Source organism: Pseudomonas sp. BRG-100, from assembly GCF_000737955.1.
Lineage (GTDB): Bacteria > Pseudomonadota > Gammaproteobacteria > Pseudomonadales > Pseudomonadaceae > Aquipseudomonas > Aquipseudomonas synxantha_A.
The window spans coordinates 545533-563265 of sequence record NZ_JPRX01000001.1; the positions used below are offsets into that span (position 1 = coordinate 545533).

The 17733-nt window shown below is 61.0% G+C and carries 15 protein-coding genes and 1 pseudogene; 6 read left to right on the top strand and 10 right to left on the bottom strand.

Annotated elements, in window-relative coordinates; genetic code table 11:
- The first annotated feature begins 186 nt into the window (after positions 1 to 186).
- The 5 genes from JH25_RS24510 to JH25_RS24490 all read left to right on the top strand — a co-directional run bounded on the left by JH25_RS24510 (position 187) and on the right by JH25_RS24490 (position 7475).
- On the top strand, positions 187 to 1578 hold the full coding sequence (locus JH25_RS24510) for a GntP family permease (protein WP_005788811.1): 1392 nt from the start codon (positions 187 to 189) through the stop codon (positions 1576 to 1578).
- A 7-nt stretch (positions 1579 to 1585) separates the two neighbouring features.
- The gene (locus tag JH25_RS24505) at positions 1586 to 2359 is read left to right on the top strand and encodes a 3-hydroxybutyrate dehydrogenase (RefSeq protein ID WP_032876062.1); all 774 of its coding nucleotides are present in this window, start codon (positions 1586 to 1588) and stop codon (positions 2357 to 2359) included.
- Between the two features lie 162 nt (positions 2360 to 2521).
- On the top strand, positions 2522 to 4477 hold the full coding sequence (locus JH25_RS24500; protein WP_032876064.1) for an acetoacetate--CoA ligase: 1956 nt from the start codon (positions 2522 to 2524) through the stop codon (positions 4475 to 4477).
- Between the two features lie 141 nt (positions 4478 to 4618).
- Positions 4619 to 7156 (top strand): PAS domain-containing hybrid sensor histidine kinase/response regulator, encoded by a 2538-nt coding sequence (locus tag JH25_RS24495; RefSeq protein WP_032876067.1) that lies wholly within the window; start codon positions 4619 to 4621, stop codon positions 7154 to 7156.
- A gap of 43 nt (positions 7157 to 7199) precedes the next feature.
- Complete coding sequence (locus JH25_RS24490; protein WP_003174397.1) at positions 7200 to 7475, top strand: peptidylprolyl isomerase; 276 nt, start codon at positions 7200 to 7202, stop codon at positions 7473 to 7475.
- A gap of 109 nt (positions 7476 to 7584) precedes the next feature.
- On the opposite strand, the gene JH25_RS24485 is transcribed toward JH25_RS24490, so the two are convergent.
- From JH25_RS24485 to JH25_RS24450, 8 genes are all read right to left on the bottom strand, one after another.
- A complete protein-coding gene (locus JH25_RS24485) occupies positions 7585 to 8490 on the bottom strand; it encodes a sugar kinase (protein ID WP_032876070.1) in 906 nt (301 codons plus the stop codon).
- 109 nt (positions 8491 to 8599) lie between these two features.
- The gene (locus JH25_RS24480) at positions 8600 to 9808 is read right to left on the bottom strand and encodes an amino acid deaminase (RefSeq protein ID WP_032876073.1); all 1209 of its coding nucleotides are present in this window, start codon (positions 9806 to 9808) and stop codon (positions 8600 to 8602) included.
- A gap of 9 nt (positions 9809 to 9817) precedes the next feature.
- Positions 9818 to 10582 (bottom strand): IclR family transcriptional regulator, encoded by a 765-nt coding sequence (locus tag JH25_RS24475; protein WP_032876076.1) that lies wholly within the window; start codon positions 10580 to 10582, stop codon positions 9818 to 9820.
- Positions 10583 to 10749: 167 nt separating this feature from the next.
- A complete protein-coding gene (locus JH25_RS24470) occupies positions 10750 to 11139 on the bottom strand; it encodes a RidA family protein (protein WP_005788829.1) in 390 nt (129 codons plus the stop codon).
- Positions 11140 to 11154: 15 nt separating this feature from the next.
- Positions 11155 to 11937 (bottom strand): amino acid ABC transporter ATP-binding protein, encoded by a 783-nt coding sequence (locus JH25_RS24465; RefSeq protein ID WP_032876079.1) that lies wholly within the window; start codon positions 11935 to 11937, stop codon positions 11155 to 11157.
- Positions 11934 to 12596: an amino acid ABC transporter permease gene (locus JH25_RS24460; protein ID WP_032876082.1), complete on the bottom strand. Its 663-nt coding sequence runs from the start codon at positions 12594 to 12596 to the stop codon at positions 11934 to 11936. The genes JH25_RS24465 and JH25_RS24460 overlap by 4 nt, the downstream gene beginning before the upstream one ends.
- A 12-nt stretch (positions 12597 to 12608) precedes the next feature.
- A complete protein-coding gene (locus JH25_RS24455; protein WP_005788836.1) occupies positions 12609 to 13271 on the bottom strand; it encodes an amino acid ABC transporter permease in 663 nt (220 codons plus the stop codon).
- 52 nt (positions 13272 to 13323) lie between these two features.
- Positions 13324 to 14172 carry a transporter substrate-binding domain-containing protein gene (locus JH25_RS24450; protein WP_005788838.1) on the bottom strand — a complete coding sequence of 283 codons (849 nt, stop codon included), beginning with the start codon at positions 14170 to 14172 and terminating at the stop codon, positions 13324 to 13326.
- A 325-nt stretch (positions 14173 to 14497) separates the two neighbouring features.
- Between JH25_RS24450 and JH25_RS27765 the strand changes: the two are divergent.
- A pseudogene (locus tag JH25_RS27765) lies at positions 14498 to 14770 on the top strand (thioredoxin family protein); the annotation flags it as partial.
- 37 nt (positions 14771 to 14807) lie between these two features.
- Here the strand turns inward: JH25_RS27765 and JH25_RS24445 are convergent.
- Both JH25_RS24445 and JH25_RS24440 read right to left on the bottom strand, forming a co-directional pair.
- Positions 14808 to 16376, bottom strand: a complete 1569-nt coding sequence (locus tag JH25_RS24445; protein ID WP_032876087.1) for a TerC family protein — start codon at positions 16374 to 16376, stop codon at positions 14808 to 14810.
- A 331-nt stretch (positions 16377 to 16707) separates the two neighbouring features.
- Entirely contained in the window at positions 16708 to 17688 is a 981-nt protein-coding gene (locus JH25_RS24440; RefSeq protein ID WP_005788844.1) for a sugar-binding transcriptional regulator, read from the bottom strand.
- Between the last annotated feature and the right edge of the window lie 45 nt (positions 17689 to 17733).

Here is a 17733-nt window from a genome sequence, read left to right on the forward strand (position 1 = left end):
CTCGGAAGCAAGCCCCCTCCCACATTAGGCATTTGCTTGTCTCAAAATAGAGATAAAATTTCAAAGCGCTGTTGAAAATTCTGAAAATATCGTTGTTTTTCAAATAGTTAATAACATGGCACACATCTAGCTATAGCCCTCCCACCGCTTCACCCCACAACAATAACAATCCGATGGAGACACACCATGAGTGTGATCATTGCCCTGGCCGCGCTCGCGCTGCTGATGCTGGCTGCGTACCGTGGCTATAGCGTTATCCTGTTCGCCCCCATCGCCGCCCTCGGCGCGGTGCTGCTCACCGACCCATCAGCCGTCGCCCCCGCCTTTACCGGGGTGTTCATGGAAAAGATGGTCGGTTTTATCAAACTGTACTTCCCGGTGTTCCTGCTCGGCGCAGTGTTCGGCAAGCTGATCGAGTTGTCGGGTTTCTCGCGCTCGATCGTGGCGGCTGCGATCCGCTTGCTGGGCACGCGCCAGGCAATGCTGGTGATCGTGCTGGTCTGCGCCCTGCTCACCTACGGCGGCGTGTCGCTGTTCGTGGTGGTGTTTGCGGTTTACCCGTTCGCGGCGGAGATGTTTCGCCAGAGCAATATCCCCAAGCGCCTGATCCCGGCAACCATCGCCCTCGGCGCGTTCTCGTTCACCATGGACGCCCTGCCCGGCACGCCGCAGATCCAGAACATCATCCCCAGTACCTTCTTCAACACCACTGCCTGGGCGGCGCCGTGGCTGGGGCTGATCGGCACGATCTTCGTGTTTTGCACCGGTATGCTCTACCTGGCCCGCCAGCGCAACAAGGCCCAGCGGGCCGGGGAAGGTTATGGCACCGAGTTGCGTAACGAGCCGGAAACCGCCGAGAACCTCAGCCTGCCCAATCCCTGGATCGCGCTGTCGCCGTTGATTCTGGTCGGGGTAATGAACCTGCTGTTTACCCACTGGATCCCGCAGTGGTACGGCAAGACCCACAGCCTCAGCCTGCCAGGCATGAGCGCACCGGTGACCACCGAAATCGCCAAGCTCACCGCGATCTGGGCGGTGCAGGCGGCGTTGCTGGTGGGGATTATCGTGGTACTGGTGTTCGGCTTCTCCGCGATCAAAAGCAAGCTGGCCGAAGGCAGTAAAAGTGCGGTCAGCGGCGCGCTGCTGGCGGCAATGAACACCGCCTCGGAATACGGCTTTGGCGCAGTAATCGCCTCGCTGCCAGGCTTTCTGGTACTGGCAGACTGGCTCAAGGGCATCCCCAACCCGCTGGTCAACGAAGCAATTACCGTGACCCTGCTGGCGGGCATCACCGGCTCGGCTTCCGGCGGCATGAGCATTGCCCTGGCGGCGATGTCCGAGAGCTTTATTTCAGCGGCCCATGCGGCCAATATCCCTCTTGAAGTGCTGCACCGGGTCGCGGCCATGGCCAGCGGCGGCATGGACACCCTGCCCCACAACGGCGCGGTGATCACGCTGCTGGCGGTCACCGGCTTGACCCACCGCGAAGCCTACAAGGACATTTTCGGCATCACGATTATCAAGACCCTCGCGGTGTTCGTGGTGATCGGTACTTTCTATGCCACCGGCATTGTGTGAGGTTTTCATGACGACTTTGAATGGCAAGACCGCCTTGGTCACCGGCTCCACCAGCGGCATCGGCTTAGGGATAGCATTGAGCCTGGCCAAGGCTGGCGCCAACCTGATTCTCAACGGCTTTGGCGACGCCAGCGCGGTGATCGCCCAGGTGCAGGCGTTTGGTGGCAAGGTCGGGCATCACCCGGCGGATGTCAGCGACCCGGCGCAGATCGCCGACATGCTCGCCTACGCCGAGCGCGAGTTCGGTGGCGTGGATATTCTGGTCAACAATGCCGGCATCCAGCATGTGGCGGCGGTGGAAGACTTCCCGGTGGAGCGCTGGGATTCGATTATCGCGATCAACCTGTCCTCGGTGTTCCACAGTACACGTTTGAGCCTGCCGGGCATGAAGGCCAAGGGCTGGGGGCGTATCGTCAATATCGCCTCGGTGCACGGCCAGGTCGGCTCAGTGGGCAAGGCTGCCTACGTGGCGGCCAAGCATGGCGTGATCGGCCTGACCAAGGTGGTGGGCCTGGAAACCGCCACCAGCAATGTGACCTGCAATGCGATCTGCCCGGGCTGGGTGCTGACGCCGCTGGTGCAGAAGCAGATTGATGATCGCGTGGCCAGTGGGATCGACCCGCAACAGGCGCAGCAGGATTTGCTGGCTGAAAAGCAGCCGTCCCTGGAGTTTGTGACGCCGTCGCAGCTGGGTGAGCTGGTGCTGTTTTTGTGCAGCGAGGCTGGCGCCCAGGTGCGCGGTGCGGCGTGGAATATCGACGGTGGCTGGCTGGCCCAATAACCCCCCAGACACCGGAGATCAAAATGTGGGAGGGGGCTTGCTCCCGATAGCAGTGTGTCAGGGTAGACATTTGTAACTGAACCACCGCTATCGGGAGCAAGCCCCCTCCCACATTGGAACGCTATTGTTTGGAAGACCGATACTAGAACAAGAGATTTCGCTATGTCCGACATCCTCTGGCAACCCTCGCCCGAACGCATCGCCAACACACGGATGGACCAGTTCCGCCGCTTCATCAACCAACGCCACGACCTGCACCTCCACGACTACCCTGCCCTGCACCAATGGAGCATCGACCAGCGCCCGGACTTCTGGCAGGCGATTGTGGCGTTCTTCGACGTGCAGTTTCGCAGCCCGCCCAGCGTCACACTGATCGAAGACATCGAGATGCCCAGCGCCCAATGGTTTCCCGGCGCCACCCTGAACTTTGCCGAACACCTGTTGCGCCGCCGCGACAATCATCCTGCGGTGGTGGCTGTCAGCGAAGACGGCCAACGTGAACAACTGAGCTATGCGCAACTGGCGGAACACGTTGCCGGCCTGCAAAAAAGCTTGCGGGCGGCCGGGGTTGGCATGGGTGACCGGGTGGCCGCGTGCATGCCCAACACCTGGCAAACCCTGGTGGGTATGCTTGCCACCACCAGCCTCGGCGCGATCTGGTCATGCTCTTCGCCGGATTTCGGCACCCAGGGCGTCATCGATCGATTCGGCCAGATCGAACCCAAAGTGCTGATTACCTGCGCCGGCTACCGCTATGCAGGCAAAAACATCGACCAGAGCGCCAAGCTCAATGAAATCCTTGCGCGCCTGCCCTCCCTGCAACAGCTGATCATCGTGCCGTACGCCCGGCCTCAGGCACAGGTCGACGATTACCTGAGCCAAGCCCGGGTCACGCTGTGGGACGACTTCTATCAGGCCGGCGGCGTGCCTGAATTTGTCGCAGTGCCGTTCGATCATCCGCTGTATATCCTCTATTCCAGCGGCACCACCGGCATCCCCAAATGCATCATCCATGGCACCGGCGGCGTGCTGCTCACCCACCTCAAGGAACACGGCCTGCACGCCGACCTGAGCCGCGAGGACTGCCTGTTCTACTACACCACCTGCGGCTGGATGATGTGGAACTGGCTGGTGTCGGTGCTGGCGATGGGCGCCACGGCGGTGCTGTATGACGGCTCACCGTTCCACCCCGGCCCCGAGCGTTTGATCGACTTGATCGATGCGGAAAAAATCAGTGTATTCGGCACCAGCCCGAAATTCCTCGCTACCCTGGAGAAAGCCGGGTTGCGGCCACGCCTGAGCCACGACCTGAGCAGCCTCAAAGGCCTGATTTCCACCGGCTCGCCGCTGTCACCCCAGAGCTACGACTATGTGTACCGCGAGATCAAGAACGAGCTGTGCCTGTCGTCGATGTCCGGTGGCACCGATATCGTCTCCTGCTTCGTGATCGGCAACCCGGTGCTGCCGGTGCGGCGCGGTGAGATGCAATGCAAGAGCCTGGCCATGGCCATCGAGGTGTGGGACGACCAGGGCCGGCCGCTGATCGGGGAAAAAGGCGAGCTGGTCTGCACCCGGCACTTTCCGGCCATGCCCATTGGGCTGTGGAACGACCCGCACCAGCACAAGCTGCGCGCCTCCTATTTCAGCCAGTTCCCCGGCGTATGGGCCCAGGGTGACTATGCCGAGCAGCGGGCCAATGGCAGCCTGCTGATTCATGGGCGCTCAGACGCGGTGCTCAACCCTGGCGGCGTACGCATCGGCACCGCCGAGATATACCGCCAAGTGGAAAAAGTCCCACAGGTGCTGGAAAGTCTCGCCATCGGCCAACGCTGGCAGGACGATGTGCGTGTGGTGCTGTTTGTGCGCCTCAATGACGGCGTCGAGCTGGATGAGGCGCTGCAACAGCAGATCCGCCAGGTAATCCGTGCCAACACTACGCCGCGCCACGTACCGGCCAAGATCCTCGCTGTCACGGATATCCCGCGCACCATCAGCGGCAAGATCGTGGAGTTGGCGGTGCGCAACGTGGTACATGGGGAGCCGGTAAAGAACACCGATGCCCTCGCCAATCCCGAAGCACTGGAGCAGTTTCGCCGACGCCCTGAACTGGATTTTTAGATGAAAGGTTTCAGCGCTGAACCGCTGTTTTGAAGAAAAGCCGTCAATGCGTGCTATTTTTCCGGGGTAGTCATCCATTGATGATCCTTGGGACAATGGATGTGGTCATTTTTCAAAGCGTCGTGTTCAGGGCTTTTTTTCATGAATGGAACATCCACCGGTAGCGAAGCCGCTGCATTGATCAAGCGGCTGGACTGGGCGCAAAGCCCCCTCGGTGAGGCCACTGATTGGCCGCAGAGCCTGCGCACCGCCGTCGATATCGTCGTGCATTCGCCGATGCCGATGGTGCTGCTGTGGGGCCCGCAACTCATACAACTGTATAACGATGGCTTCGCCCAACTGGTGGGCAACAAGCACCCCGGCGCCCTGGGCCAACCTGCGCACCAGACCTGGCCGGAGCTGCAAAGCTTCGCCGCGCCGGTGTACGACGCGGTGCTCGGCGGCCAGGTGCGCACCTTCAGCGAGCAGCGTTTTGTCTTGCAACGCGAATGTCGCGACACCGAAATCTGGCTCGACCTGACCTACAGCCCGGTGCGCGACGAAAGTGGCCAGGTGGCAGGCATCCTGGTCACCGCCATCGAAACCAATGAACGGCGCAGCAAAACCCTGGAACTGCAGCAGCGTTCCGAAGCGAGCCTCAAGGCCCAGCACAACACCGAGCAGCGCCTGCAACTGGCACTGGCGGCGACCGATGCCGTGGGCACCTGGGACTGGGACATCGGTGAAGATCACTTTATCGCCGATGCACATTTCGCCTACCTGCACGGTGTCGACCCGAGTGACGCCGGCCTGCTGCCCATCAGCGCCTATCTGCTCGGTGTGCATCCCGAAGACCGTGGCATGGTCACGCGCAGCATCAAGCATTGCATCACCTTCGGCACTGAATACGCCGAGGAGTACCGCCTGCTGCAAGCCGACGGCCAGGTGCGCTGGGTGTTTGCCCGTGGCCGCTGCTACAAGGACCAACAAGGCCGACCCGCACGCTTCCTCGGCGCCGCGCTGGACCTCACCGAGCGCAAACACACCGAACAGGCGCTGCGCCAGAGCCAGACCGAGCTGCAACTGATCATCAACGCCATGCCGGTGTTGATCGGCTACGTGGACCATGAGCAGCGCTTTCGCCTGAACAACAGCGCCTACCTCGACTGGTACGGCAAGACGCCCCAGGAGCTGTACGGCAAGACCATCCGCGAAGTGCTCGGTGATGAGGTGTATGCCGGACGAATAGACAAGATCGAAGCGGCCCTGAACGGCAAGGCGTGCAGCTTCATGACCCTCACGCCCCATCGCGACGGCCGCCCGCGCCACGCGTTGATGAAATACCTGCCGCGCTTCAGCAATGACGGTTCGGTGAATGGCTTCTACATTTTTGTCATCGACGAGACCGAACGCAAACTCACCGAGGAAGCCCTGCGCCATCTCAACGAGAACCTCGAAGAGCGTGTGGCCCAGCGTACCCAGGCGCTGGCCGAGGCCAACCAGCGCCTGCAGAACGAGATGTTCGAGCGTGAACGCGCCGAAGACGCCCTGCGCCATGCGCAGAAGATGGAAGCGGTGGGCCAGCTCACCGGCGGTATCGCCCATGACTTCAACAATATGCTCACCGGCATCATCGGCAGCCTGGACCTGATGCAGCGCTATATTGCCGCCGGGCGCAGCGATGAGATTGGCCGCTTTGCCGATGCCGCCGTATCCTCGGCCCATCGCGCCGCCGCCCTTACCCACCGCCTGCTGGCGTTTTCGCGGCGCCAGTCGCTGGACCGCCGCCCCGTCGACCCCAACCAGCTGGTGGCATCCCTGGAAGATCTGTTCCAGCGCACCAAGGGCGCGCATATCGCGCTCAAGGTGCAACTGGGCAAGGACATCTGGCCGGTGAACACCGACGCCAGCCAATTGGAAAACGCCCTGCTCAACCTGGTGATCAACGCCCGCGACGCCATGCCCGACGGCGGCGAGTTGCTGATCGAAACCGCCAACAGCTACCTGGACGGCACCGACATCACCACCCTGGAGCCGGTCAAGGCCGGCGACTACGTAATGCTCGGCGTGAGCGACAACGGCAGCGGCATGGCGCCGAAAATCCTCGCCAAGGCATTCGACCCGTTCTTCACCACAAAGCCTATCGGCCAAGGCACCGGCCTCGGGCTGTCGATGATTTACGGCTTTGCCCAGCAGTCCGGTGGACATGTAACGATCCAGAGCGAACCGGGCCAGGGCACCTGCGTGCGCCTGTACCTGCCGCGCCTGTACGGCACCGCACTGGAAAGCGACCTGCCCGTCAGCCTCACCGAAGCCCCGGTGGCCCTGGCCGGTGAAGCCGTGGTGGTGGTCGAGGACGACCCCGCAGTGCGCATGTTGGTGGTCAACGTCCTCGATGAACTGGGCTATACCGCGCACCAGGCGGCCGACGCCCGTGCCGCGCTGCCGCTGCTGGAGTCGGATTTGCGCGTGGATTTGCTGGTGACCGACGTCGGCCTGCCAGGCATGAACGGCCGGCAACTGGCGGAAATCGCGCGCCAGCATCGCCCCGGCCTGCGGGTGTTGTTCATGACCGGTTATGCCGAGAAAGCCGCTGAGCGCCAGGGCTTTTTGGAAGACGGCATGGACATGGTCGCCAAGCCCTTTTCGATCGACCTGCTGGCCACCAAAATCCGCAGCATGATCGGCGGCGAGGCCTGAGTTCAGGCATAATCGCGCGCCGTCGCACACCTGGTAGAGATCAATGAAAGCCCAAGCCCGTCATATCCTGGTGAAAACCAGCGAAGAAGCCGAACAACTCAAGCAGCGCATTGCCAAGGGTGAAGCCTTTGACGTGCTGGCCAAGAAGTACTCCACCTGCCCGTCGGGCAAGCGTGGCGGCGATCTGGGCGAAGTGCGGCCCGGGCAGATGGTGGGCGCGATTGATGCGGTGATCTTCAAGAAGCCGGTGAAGGTGGTGCACGGGCCGATCAAGAGCAAGTTTGGCTATCACCTGGTGCAGGTGTTTTACCGGGATTGAGCACTTGGCTCCAGACGCTATCGCAGGCAAGCCAGCTCCCACATTTAACGGTGTACACCCGGCAAAATGTGGGAGCCGGGCTTGCCCGCGATCCGCCGCAGGCGGCCATTCACCTCGGTATCAGCGCCCCCGGCAGCTGAATCACCCGACTCGCCAGCCGATGCCCCGCCAATGCAGCCTCTTGCGGCGAGCCACCTTTGAGCCGCCCGGCCAGATACGCCGCACTGAACGAATCTCCCGCCGCCGTAGTGTCCACCACCTTTTCCACCTTCAACGCCGGCACCGCAAAACGCTCTCCCGCACAGCGAATCAAACACGCATCCGCGCCACGCTTGAGCACCACTTCTGCAATCGATGGATAGGCCGCAAACACCTGCTCGCTGTCCTCATAGCCAAACAACGCGTGCTCGTCATCCTCGGTCAACAAGGCTATATCCACTTCGGCCAACACCTTGCGATAAGCCGCACGGGCCGCTTGCACATCAGCCCATAGCCGTGGCCGGTAATTGTTATCGAACACCACCTTGCCACCTCGGCGGCGGGTTTCGACCAGGGTGTCCAGCAAGCGCTCGCGCCCAACCTCGCCCAGCACCGCCAGGGTAATGCCGCTGAAATACACCACGTCATAATCCGGTAACACTGCCAGGATCGGCTCGGCCGCAGCCGTGGTAAAGCAGTCACGCACGGCCGCTTCGTTGCGCCAGTAAAGAAACTTGCGCTCGCCACTGGCGTCGGTCTGGATGCAGTACAAACCCGGCAGACGCCCGGGCAGGCGCTGGACCATGCTCAGGCCAAGGCCCTCGGTTTGCCACTGCTGGCACATGGCGTCGCTGAAACTGTCATCGCCCAAGGCGGTGACGTAGTCGACGCTGGCGCACTCGCCCAGCTCACGGCGCAGGTACACCGCCGTGTTCAGGGTGTCGCCGCCGAAGCTCTGGTGCAGGCTGCCATCGGCGCGGTGTTGCAGTTCGATCATGCATTCGCCGATAAGGGCGATGCGGGGTTGGGTGGTCATGGCTGCTGTCTCGGTGGGGCTGATGGCCTCATCGGGGGCAAGCCCCCTCCCACAGGGGAATGCATTCCAAATGTGGGAGGGGGCTTGCCCCCGATAGGTGCGACGCGGTCTAGAAACAGGTACGCAGCGACTCGACCACCTGCAACTGCTCATCCACCAGGCAACCCACCTGCCATTTGTCGAAGGTCAGGCAGGGATGGGACGTGCCAAACGAAATGATGTCGCCAATGCGCAACTCAACACCCGGCGCTACGGTCATGAACGCATGTTGGTCCATCACCGCGGTGACCTTGCACGCACTCACATCATCACCCTGCGCCGGGACGATCCCGGCCTTGTAGCGCTTGAGCGGCACCGGCAAGCCGGCGTCATAGGCCACGTCACGCTTACCCAGGGCAACCACGGCAAAACCCGGCTCCGGCAGCGACTGCACGTGCGCCCAGACCTCCATCGCCGGGCGCAGGCCCTCGTTGAGGTCGCTGCGTCGGTCGAGCACACAGCATTGCGCGTCTTTGTAGATGCCATGGTCGTGGGCCACGTAGCTGCCTGGGCGCAACACACTGAGGAAACGACCGGCAGCGTTCTGCGCCTCGAACGACTCGGCGATCAGGTCGTACCAGGCCGAGCCCGACGCCGTGATGATCGGTTTAGGCAGGTCGAACAGGCCGCTGTCTTGCAGGTCCACCGCCAGGCGCACCAGGCTGGCAGCGAAGTCACGGATGCCGCTGATGGCGTGCTCGCCGTGGATCACCCCTTCGTAGCCTTCGATGCCGGTCAACGCCAATGCCGGTTGGGCCTTGATTGCCCGGGCCAGTTCACGCACTTCCTGTTCGCTGCGACAGCCACACCGGCCGCCGACCACGCCGTATTCGATCATCACGTTCAGACGCAGGCCGCGCGCGGCGAAGAACAGGCCCAGATCCGCGACGTTGTCCGGGTGATCAACCATGCAATGGAAGTCGAAATCCTGATCGGCCAGCAGGTCGGCGATCAGCGCCATGTTCGGCGCACCCACCAATTGGTTGGCCATCAGCACACGACGCACGCCGCCGGCATAGGCGGCGCGGGCTTGTACGGCGTTGGCCAGGGTGATTCCCCAGGCACCGGCGGTGATCTGACGCTCGAACAGCGCAGGCATCATGCTGGTCTTGCCGTGGGGCGCCAGCTCGGCGCCGCTGTGGCTGACAAAGTCCTGCATCCAGCGAATATTGTGCTCCAGGGCGTCACGGTGCAGCACCAGCGCCGGCAGGCTGACATCGCGGACCAAATGGGCACCGACGGCGGCGGCACCTTTTTCAACGGCATTGAGGGCAGACATGGAAAACTCCTATTCGTTGATGCGCCGGGCCAGGCTGTTGGCGCTGTCGATCAGCACCCGGCGATAGTCGTGGTAGTGCTTGCTGGCATCGGCTCGCGGGGCAACGATGCACAGGGTCGCAATGCTGATGCCCTGGGCGTCCCGCACCGGGGCGGCGAAGCAATGGGTGAAGGTGTCGGCCACACTGTCGAAGGAAAAGAACCCATCGACGGTGGCCTGGCGGATCTGCGCCAGGAAGGTATCGAGCGGCAGGCGCAGGCCGTCCGGCAGGATGAAATCGTCGGGGTCGATCAGCTCGATGATCTGCTGGTCGCTCAAATGCCCCAGCAACAAACGCCCGGAAGCGGTCCACGGGATCGGCGCGTTTTCACCGATATCCGAAGAAATACGGAAATGCCGCTGGCCTTCGCGCATCAGCGCCACCGTGTACTTGCGCCCGTTGAGCAGGCACATCTGCGCGGTTTCGTGGGTCTGGCTGACGATTTCCTGCAGGGCGTGATCGGCCTCGCGGGTCAGGTCGAAGTGCCGCAGGTGCGCCTGGCCGAGGAAATACAGCTGGCGCCCCAGATACACGTGACCGTCCTTGCCCACGGTTTCCAGAATGCGCCGCTCCAGCAGGGACGCGACCAATTCGTAGACCGTGGACTTGGGGCTGCCGATGCCGCTGGCAATGTCATTCGGGCGCAGGGGTTGGCCGATCTCCTTGAGAAAATCAAGGATATCGAACGCACGGTCCAGGCCTTTGGCGCGGCGTTTGATGGTGTCTTCGGTCATGGCAGTGATGGGTCCGGTCAAAGGTGTTTGCTGCACGGTAATCCCCTGTGGGAGCGGGCTTGCCCGCGATGACGGTGGGTCAGTGACAAAGGTGTTATCTGGCACTACGTCATCGCAGGCAAGCCAGCTCCCACATTGATCTTCAGTGATCTCAAGAGTGGGGGTATTCAGCCCTTTTTCTTGTAGGCCACGCAGTCGATCTCAACCTTGCAATCAACCATCATATTGGCCTGCACACAAGCCCGCGCCGGGGCGTGCTCGGGGGTGAAGTATTCGCCGAAGACCTTGTTGAAACTCCAGAAGTCCCGTGGATCTTCCAGCCACACGCCCACGCGCACAACATCCTTGAGCTCATAGCCGGCTTCTTCGAGGATCGCCACCACGTTGCGCATGGTCTGCCGGGTTTGCTCGACGATGCCGCCACTGATGATTTCGCCATCCACCGCCGGCACCTGGCCCGACACATACAGCCAGCCATCGGCCTCCACCGCACGTGCGAACGGGCGTGGCTGGCCGCCACCTGCGGTGCTGCCGGTACCGTAACGAGTAATGCTCATAAAAGTTGCTCCTTGTTAAAAACGAATGTTCTTTAAAAATTCCGCCAGTCGCGGCGACTGCGGCCGCTCGAAGATGTCCTTCGCAGTGCCCTGCTCTTCAATGCGGCCCTGGTTCATGAAGACGATCTGGTCGGAAACTTCATAGGCAAAGCGCATTTCGTGGGTGACCAGCAACATGGTCATGCCCTCCTCCGCCAGCCCCTTGATCACGCTGAGCACTTCGCCTACCAGCTCCGGATCGAGGGCCGATGTGACCTCGTCGAACAGCATCAGACTGGGGTTCATGGCAATGGCGCGGGCAATCGCCACGCGCTGTTGCTGACCACCAGACAATTGGCCGGGAAAGTGGTTGCGCCGCTCCAGCAGGCCGACGCGGTCCAGCCACTTTTCGGCCAGGGCCACGGCTTCATCCTTGCCCATCTTCTTGACCTTGAGCAAGCCAAGGGTGACGTTTTGCAGCGCGGTCAGATGCGGGAACAGGTTGAATTGCTGGAACGCCATGCCGGTCATGGCGCGGTGCTGGGCAATCACCCGCTCCGGGTGCCGTACGCGCTTGCCGCCGACCTCGCTGTAGCCAATGGACTCGCCGTCCAGGGTGATCTGCCCGCTCTGGAACTCCTCAAGCAAGTTCACGCAACGCAGCAAGGTGGTCTTGCCCGAGCCGCTGGAGCCGATCAACGTCACCACATTGCCGCGCTGCATCGACAGATCGACACCCTTGAGCACTTCCACCCGGCCGTACTGTTTACGCAGGCCACGAATGTCCAGCAGCGCTGGTTTGGTTTGAGCTTGGTTCATGGCAAGGCCACCCGCTTTTCAATGTAGCGCCCGAATAATTCGATGGCGTAGTTGATGACAAAGAACATGAAACCGGCGAACAGGTAGAACTCCAGGGTCATGAAGGTGCGGGCGATCACCTGCTGGGTGCTGAGCAGCAATTCGGCCACGCCGATCACCGACAGCAAAGTGGACGCCTTGACGATTTCGGTAGAGGAATTGACCCAGGTCGGCAGGATCTGACGCAGGGCCTGGGGCAACAACACATAGCCCAACGACTGGTAAAACGTCAGGCCAATGGCCTTGCCCGCTTCCAGTTGCCCACGGGGAATGGCTTGCAGTGCACCGCGCACGATTTCCGACACGTGGGAGCCACAGAACAGGGTCAACCCGACCGCACCGGCCTGGAATGCACTGATTTTCCAGCCCAGGGCCGGGAGCATGTAGAAACACGCCAACACCAGCACGAACACCGGGGTGCCTCGGATCAGATCGACGTACAGACGAAACGGTGCACGCATCCAGAACTTGCCGTAGGTCAGGATCAACCCGGCGACGATACCGATCAGGGTGCCGAAGATAATCGCCAGTGCCGAGACCGACACACTGGCCTGGAAGCCGGCCCACAGGGTCTCGCGGGCGATCCACAATTCATGCAGCCAACTGGGGGATTCGTACATGCAAACCCTTCCTTAACGACGGATCGCCAGACGCTGCTCCAGGTAACGGAGCAGCATGGCAATCAGGTAACAGGCAGCCACATAGAGCGCGGTCGTAACCAGCCAGGTTTCAATCACCCGGTAGCTTTCAACGTTGATCTTGCGGGCGTAATAGGTCAGCTCCGGCACCGCGATCGCGGCGGCCAGGGACGTGTCCTTGAACAGCGAGATAAAGTTGTTCGACAGCGCCGGCAGCACGTTGCGCAGCATCACCGGCACGGTGATATAGGCGCGAATCCGCCATTCGCCAAGGCCGATCGCCAACCCCGCTTCACGCAAGCCCTTGGGAATATTCAACAGTCCGGCGCGGAATACTTCGGTCAGGTAGGCACCGGCGTACAGCGACAGGGTGACGATGAACGAAGGGATTTTGTCCAGGCGAATCCCCAAGGACGGCAAGGCGAAATAGATCAACAGGATCAACACCAGGATCGGCGTATTGCGCACCACCGTCACGTACACCGAAGCGAGGATGCGCAACGCGCGGTGCCGGGACAGCATGGCGAACGCCATCAGCAGGCCGATCACGCAGCCGATGGCAATCGACAGCAGAGCCAACTGCAGGCCCAGGCCGAGCCCCGCCAGCAAGGTGTCGAAGTCACGCCAGACGGCGGCAAAATTCAACTGATAGTTCATGGTCGGCAATACCTGAGTGAGGCGTGCTCAAGCACGCCCCGGCTGTTCCGGATCATTTGAATTCCACGGGAAAACCGATGGCCGGTTCTGGCAGGTCAACGCCGAACCACTGCTTGAAAGAAGCCTTGTAGGTGGGAAACTCCACACCGGTCATGGCTTCATGCAGCGCGGTGTTGACGAAGTTCAGCCAATCCTGGTCGCCACGCTTGACCGCACACGCGTAGGTTTGCGGGCTCCAGGCGTAAGTGGGGCTGCGGTAGCGACCGGGGTTCTGCACCATCAGGTATTTGACCGAGGACTGATCGGTGGCAGCCGCGTCGGCGCGACCGGAGTTCACGGCCTGGTACATCAGGTCGACACTGTCGTACTGGTCGACCTTGGCTTTGGGCAGTGCCTGGTGCACCAGCTCTTCGGCGTACACGTTTTGCAGCACGGCCACGGTCACGTCATCGCCTGCGGCTTGAAGGTCTTCGATTTCCTTGTACTTGCTGTTGTTGGGCAACAGCAGGCCGACACCTTCGCGGTAGTACGGCAAAGTAAAAGCCACCTGCTGCGCACGGCTGGCGGTGACGGTGATGAACTGGCAGCTCATGTCGACCTTGTCCGTCAGCAGGTTGGGAATGCGCGCATCGGATGACTGCACCACAAACTCGACCTTGCTCGGGTCATTGAACAAACCCTTGGCCACCATGCGGCCGATGTCGATATCAAACCCCTGCAATTTGCCATCCGCTCCCTGGAAGTGCCACGGCGCATTGGTACTGCCTGTACCCACGATCAGATGCCCGCGCTTGAGCACATCATCCAGCTTGCTGTCCGCCGCCTGCACCATGCTTGTGAAGGAAGCCGATGCGGCAACAAGAAAAACACACGCTTTGAATACGGAAGGTCGGTGATGCATGACAAGCACTCCAGGGGCTGTGTATTCCGTTATACCGGAACTTGGTATGTAACAACGGAATAGACAGCAGAAAGTGTGCCACAGCCACGGGAGGAAAAATATGCGGTCGGGAAACTCTTTAGGGTTCAGTAAGATAGGTATTGAAGCGCTTAACGGCTTTGCGCCGCCAGCATCGGGTGTTGCTACGCAACGCCCCACAACGGTGTTACTGCGCCCCCATACTGACCGCCTCGGATCGACGCACACCTGTGAAGGTTGACAGTAGACGGTGGTACCCCACCGGCTTAGCGTTGGCAAAAACCAACACAGCCGGAAGGGGATCGACATGGGAGTCGCCACGCGCAGAATTTCCAGCGCCAAAGAGTTCAATCGGGTACTGAACACCCCGCGCCCGGTGTTCATTCTGTTTGTTTCCGAGCACTGCCCTGCCTGTGCGCAAGCAGGCTCCTTATTCGAACAGGCCGCTTGGAAGCATCCCTGGCTAGTCAGTTTGGTACTCGATTGCGCCCATACGCCGAGGCACCCTGATGTGACAGGCACCCCGACGCTACTGATCTACCAGGAGGGAATCGTGGTAGAAAAACTCAAGGGCTTCGGCCCACTTGAAGAACAAGAGCAGTGCGTAACAGACATCTTCAACCGTTATGACCTGAGCAAGGGCGCAAGTGCACTTGCGTCACTCGACGCTCCTCCACTTCAGCTACCGTCAAACGCCAACCCTCATGTTCCAGGCTATCGCCCACCACCGGCAAACGGTCGAGCAGGCTCATCACCAACCCCGCCAGGGTTTGATAATCCTCGGTCGCCGCAGCCTTGAAGCCCGTGCGCTGACGCACCAGATTGAGGTTCAAGGCACCGTTGGCACGAAAGCCGTCGTTCTGCTCGACGATGTCCGGCCCTTCGATTTCGCTGGCATCGGGCAATTCACCGGCGATGGATTCCAGAATATCGGTCATGCTCAACACGCCCATGAAGTCCCCGAATTCGTTGATCACGAAGGCGATGTGGGTGGACTCCTGGCGCATCTGCTCCAGGGCATTGAGGATCGAAAAGCTCTCCAGCAGGTTGATCGCCCGGCGCGCCAGGTGCTCCAGGTTCGGCTCGTTACCGGCCAGGTACTCCTTGAGCAGTTCCTTCTTGTGCACAAAGCCCAAGGGTTCATCCACCGCACCGTTGCGGATCAGCGGCAAACGCGAGTAGGACGAATGCATCAGCTTCAGGCGGATCGTGTCGGGATCGTCCGCCAGGTCGATGCAGTCAACCTTGGCCCGTGGTGTCATCAGGGTACGAATCGGCCGTTCGGCCAGTTGCAGCACACCGCTGATCATCACCCGCTCACGTCGATCAAACAGCGGGCCCTGTGCAGTATCCGGCTCGCCCAGCAAGTCAGCGACCTCTTCACCCACCTCTTCCAGCGCCAGGCTGCGGCCACCCAATAAACGCATCACTGCATGGGCCGTACGCTCACGCACCGGCAGCACACCTTGTGCCGATTTCTTGCGACGCGAGCGGGCAATCTGGTTGAACACCTCGATCAGAATCGAGAAACCAATGGCCGCGTACAGGTAGCCCTTGGGAATATGGAAGCCCAAGCCTTCGGCGGTCAGGGCGAAACCGATCATCATCAAGAAGCCCAGGCACAGCATGATCACCGTAGGGTGGGCGTTGACGAAACGGGTCAGCGGCTTGCTCGCCACGATCATCAAACCGATGGACACGATCACCGCGATCATCATCACCGCCAGCTCATCGACCATGCCCACTGCGGTAATCACCGCATCGAGGGAGAACACTGCGTCGAGCACCACGATCTGCGCCACGATCGGCCAGAACATCGCATAAGCCACATTGCCCTTGTGCTGGGCCACGTGGCCTTCCAGGCGTTCGTGCAGCTCCATGGTGGCCTTGAACAACAGGAACACACCACCGAACAGCATGATCAGGTCACGGCCGGAAAAGCTCTTGTCGAACACCTCGAACAACGGCTGGGTGAGGGTCACCAACCAGGAAATACTCGCCAACAGGCCCAGACGCATCAGCAACGCCAGGGACAAACCGATCAAGCGTGCACGGTCACGCTGCTCCGGCGGCAACTTGTCTGCCAGGATCGCGATAAACACCAGGTTGTCGATACCCAGCACCAGTTCCAGCACAATCAAGGTCGCCAGGCCCAGCCAGGCCGTTGGATCCGCTAACCATTCCATTTATAGAGTCTCTGTATTCAAAGTTTTCAGAATGCCGGACACGGCAATGCGCGGTCAGTGGACCGGGACAAGGTTAGCAGTCGGAATACGGGGTGCTTCAGGGGGAACAGCGACAGTAAGTGTCTTGGAGAAAGACGACTGGGAGGCTCCGAGAGGGTGTTCATGCAAGTCCTGAAATAACAAAAGGACTTGAATCCTACAGCCCAAATACACAATTCCCACATAGCAAAACTATTACAAAACCTGTCTTCCAGCCGATGCAAAACCAATGTGGGAGGGGGCTTGCTCCCTCCCACACAAGCCCCCATTCCACATTCGGAACGGTGTGGTATCAAGACTTTCGGGTGGCATCATCCAGCGCCAGGATGGTGTGGGCATTGGTGACGGTCGTCGCCAGCGTATTGATCACCCCCGACCGCAACGCCCCCAGCGTCGCCGCGGCCTTGGTGTTTTCACTGGCAATCGCCACCACATCCGGGATGCGGAACAGCTCCTGCACCGTCAACCCGATCACTCGGCCTTGAATGGCGTTGACCGCCGGCTGGCCGTGAATATCGATAAAGTCATAGCCCATCATATCGCCCACCGTGCCGGACAACCGCGCCTGGGCGATTTCCTGGGGCGAGAACCAGCCCATGCGCACCATGTTGCTGTTTTCGCTCATATCACCAATGCCGATCAGGGCAATGTCGGCACGCCGGGCGCGGTCGAGGGTGGAGCGTACCGTGTCGTTATTGATCAACACACCACGCAGTTCCGGGTTGGCCACCAGCGCCGGGGCGTACAGGCTTTCGCTTTCGCCGCCAAAGCGCAGGGCAAGGCGCCGGCAGATATGGTCGGGGTTCATGTACTCGCCGGCCTTGAGCGAACCACCGATAGCACATACGAACGTGCAGTTGCGCGTCACCGGCAGGAACACGTTATCGGCCACCGCGCCGACGTTACGGCCCATGCCCACGGCGACGATCATGCCATCGCCCAAGGTTTTGTTCAGGTAGTTGGCGACCAGGCTGGCGACTGCCGAGCGCTGGGTGTCGGGGTCGCTATGGTCAACGGCGATCAAGGCGCGGTCGAGCTTGAAGCGCTCCACCAACGCGCGTTCCAGTTCGTTGTTCATCGCCGGGTGCTGCAACACGCGCACCTCGACGATGCCTTCATCTCGCGCACGCTTGAGCAGGCGGCTGACTTTGGCCCGCGACAGGTCAAAGCGCTTGGCAATGGCTTCCTGAGTGACGTTCTCAAGGTAATAGAGCATCGCCACTTCGGTCATTTGATCGATATCGCTGGCCATGCGCTGGGTACTGTCACTCATGGGGACGGGCTTCCGTTTCGGCGTCAAAGGCGCATTCTCCCGACT

Bases quoted from the DNA above. Each gene is read 5' to 3' on its own strand.
- JH25_RS24490 (WP_003174397.1), top strand. From the start codon at position 7,200: ATGAAAGCCCAAGCCCGTCATATCCTGGTGAAAACCAGCGAAGAAGCC.
- JH25_RS24465 (WP_032876079.1), bottom strand. From the start codon at position 11,937: ATGAACCAAGCTCAAACCAAACCAGCGCTGCTGGACATTCGTGGCCTG.
- JH25_RS24505 (WP_032876062.1), top strand. From the start codon at position 1,586: ATGACGACTTTGAATGGCAAGACCGCCTTGGTCACCGGCTCCACCAGC.
- JH25_RS24480 (WP_032876073.1), bottom strand. From the start codon at position 9,808: ATGTCTGCCCTCAATGCCGTTGAAAAAGGTGCCGCCGCCGTCGGTGCC.
- JH25_RS24445 (WP_032876087.1), bottom strand. From the start codon at position 16,376: ATGGAATGGTTAGCGGATCCAACGGCCTGGCTGGGCCTGGCGACCTTG.
- JH25_RS24510 (WP_005788811.1), top strand. From the start codon at position 187: ATGAGTGTGATCATTGCCCTGGCCGCGCTCGCGCTGCTGATGCTGGCT.
- JH25_RS24475 (WP_032876076.1), bottom strand. From the start codon at position 10,582: ATGACCGAAGACACCATCAAACGCCGCGCCAAAGGCCTGGACCGTGCG.
- JH25_RS24500 (WP_032876064.1), top strand. From the start codon at position 2,522: ATGTCCGACATCCTCTGGCAACCCTCGCCCGAACGCATCGCCAACACA.
- JH25_RS24455 (WP_005788836.1), bottom strand. From the start codon at position 13,271: ATGAACTATCAGTTGAATTTTGCCGCCGTCTGGCGTGACTTCGACACC.
- JH25_RS24485 (WP_032876070.1), bottom strand. From the start codon at position 8,490: ATGACCACCCAACCCCGCATCGCCCTTATCGGCGAATGCATGATCGAA.
- JH25_RS24440 (WP_005788844.1), bottom strand. From the start codon at position 17,688: ATGAGTGACAGTACCCAGCGCATGGCCAGCGATATCGATCAAATGACC.
- JH25_RS24495 (WP_032876067.1), top strand. From the start codon at position 4,619: ATGAATGGAACATCCACCGGTAGCGAAGCCGCTGCATTGATCAAGCGG.
- JH25_RS24470 (WP_005788829.1), bottom strand. From the start codon at position 11,139: ATGAGCATTACTCGTTACGGTACCGGCAGCACCGCAGGTGGCGGCCAG.
- JH25_RS24460 (WP_032876082.1), bottom strand. From the start codon at position 12,596: ATGTACGAATCCCCCAGTTGGCTGCATGAATTGTGGATCGCCCGCGAG.
- JH25_RS24450 (WP_005788838.1), bottom strand. From the start codon at position 14,172: ATGCATCACCGACCTTCCGTATTCAAAGCGTGTGTTTTTCTTGTTGCC.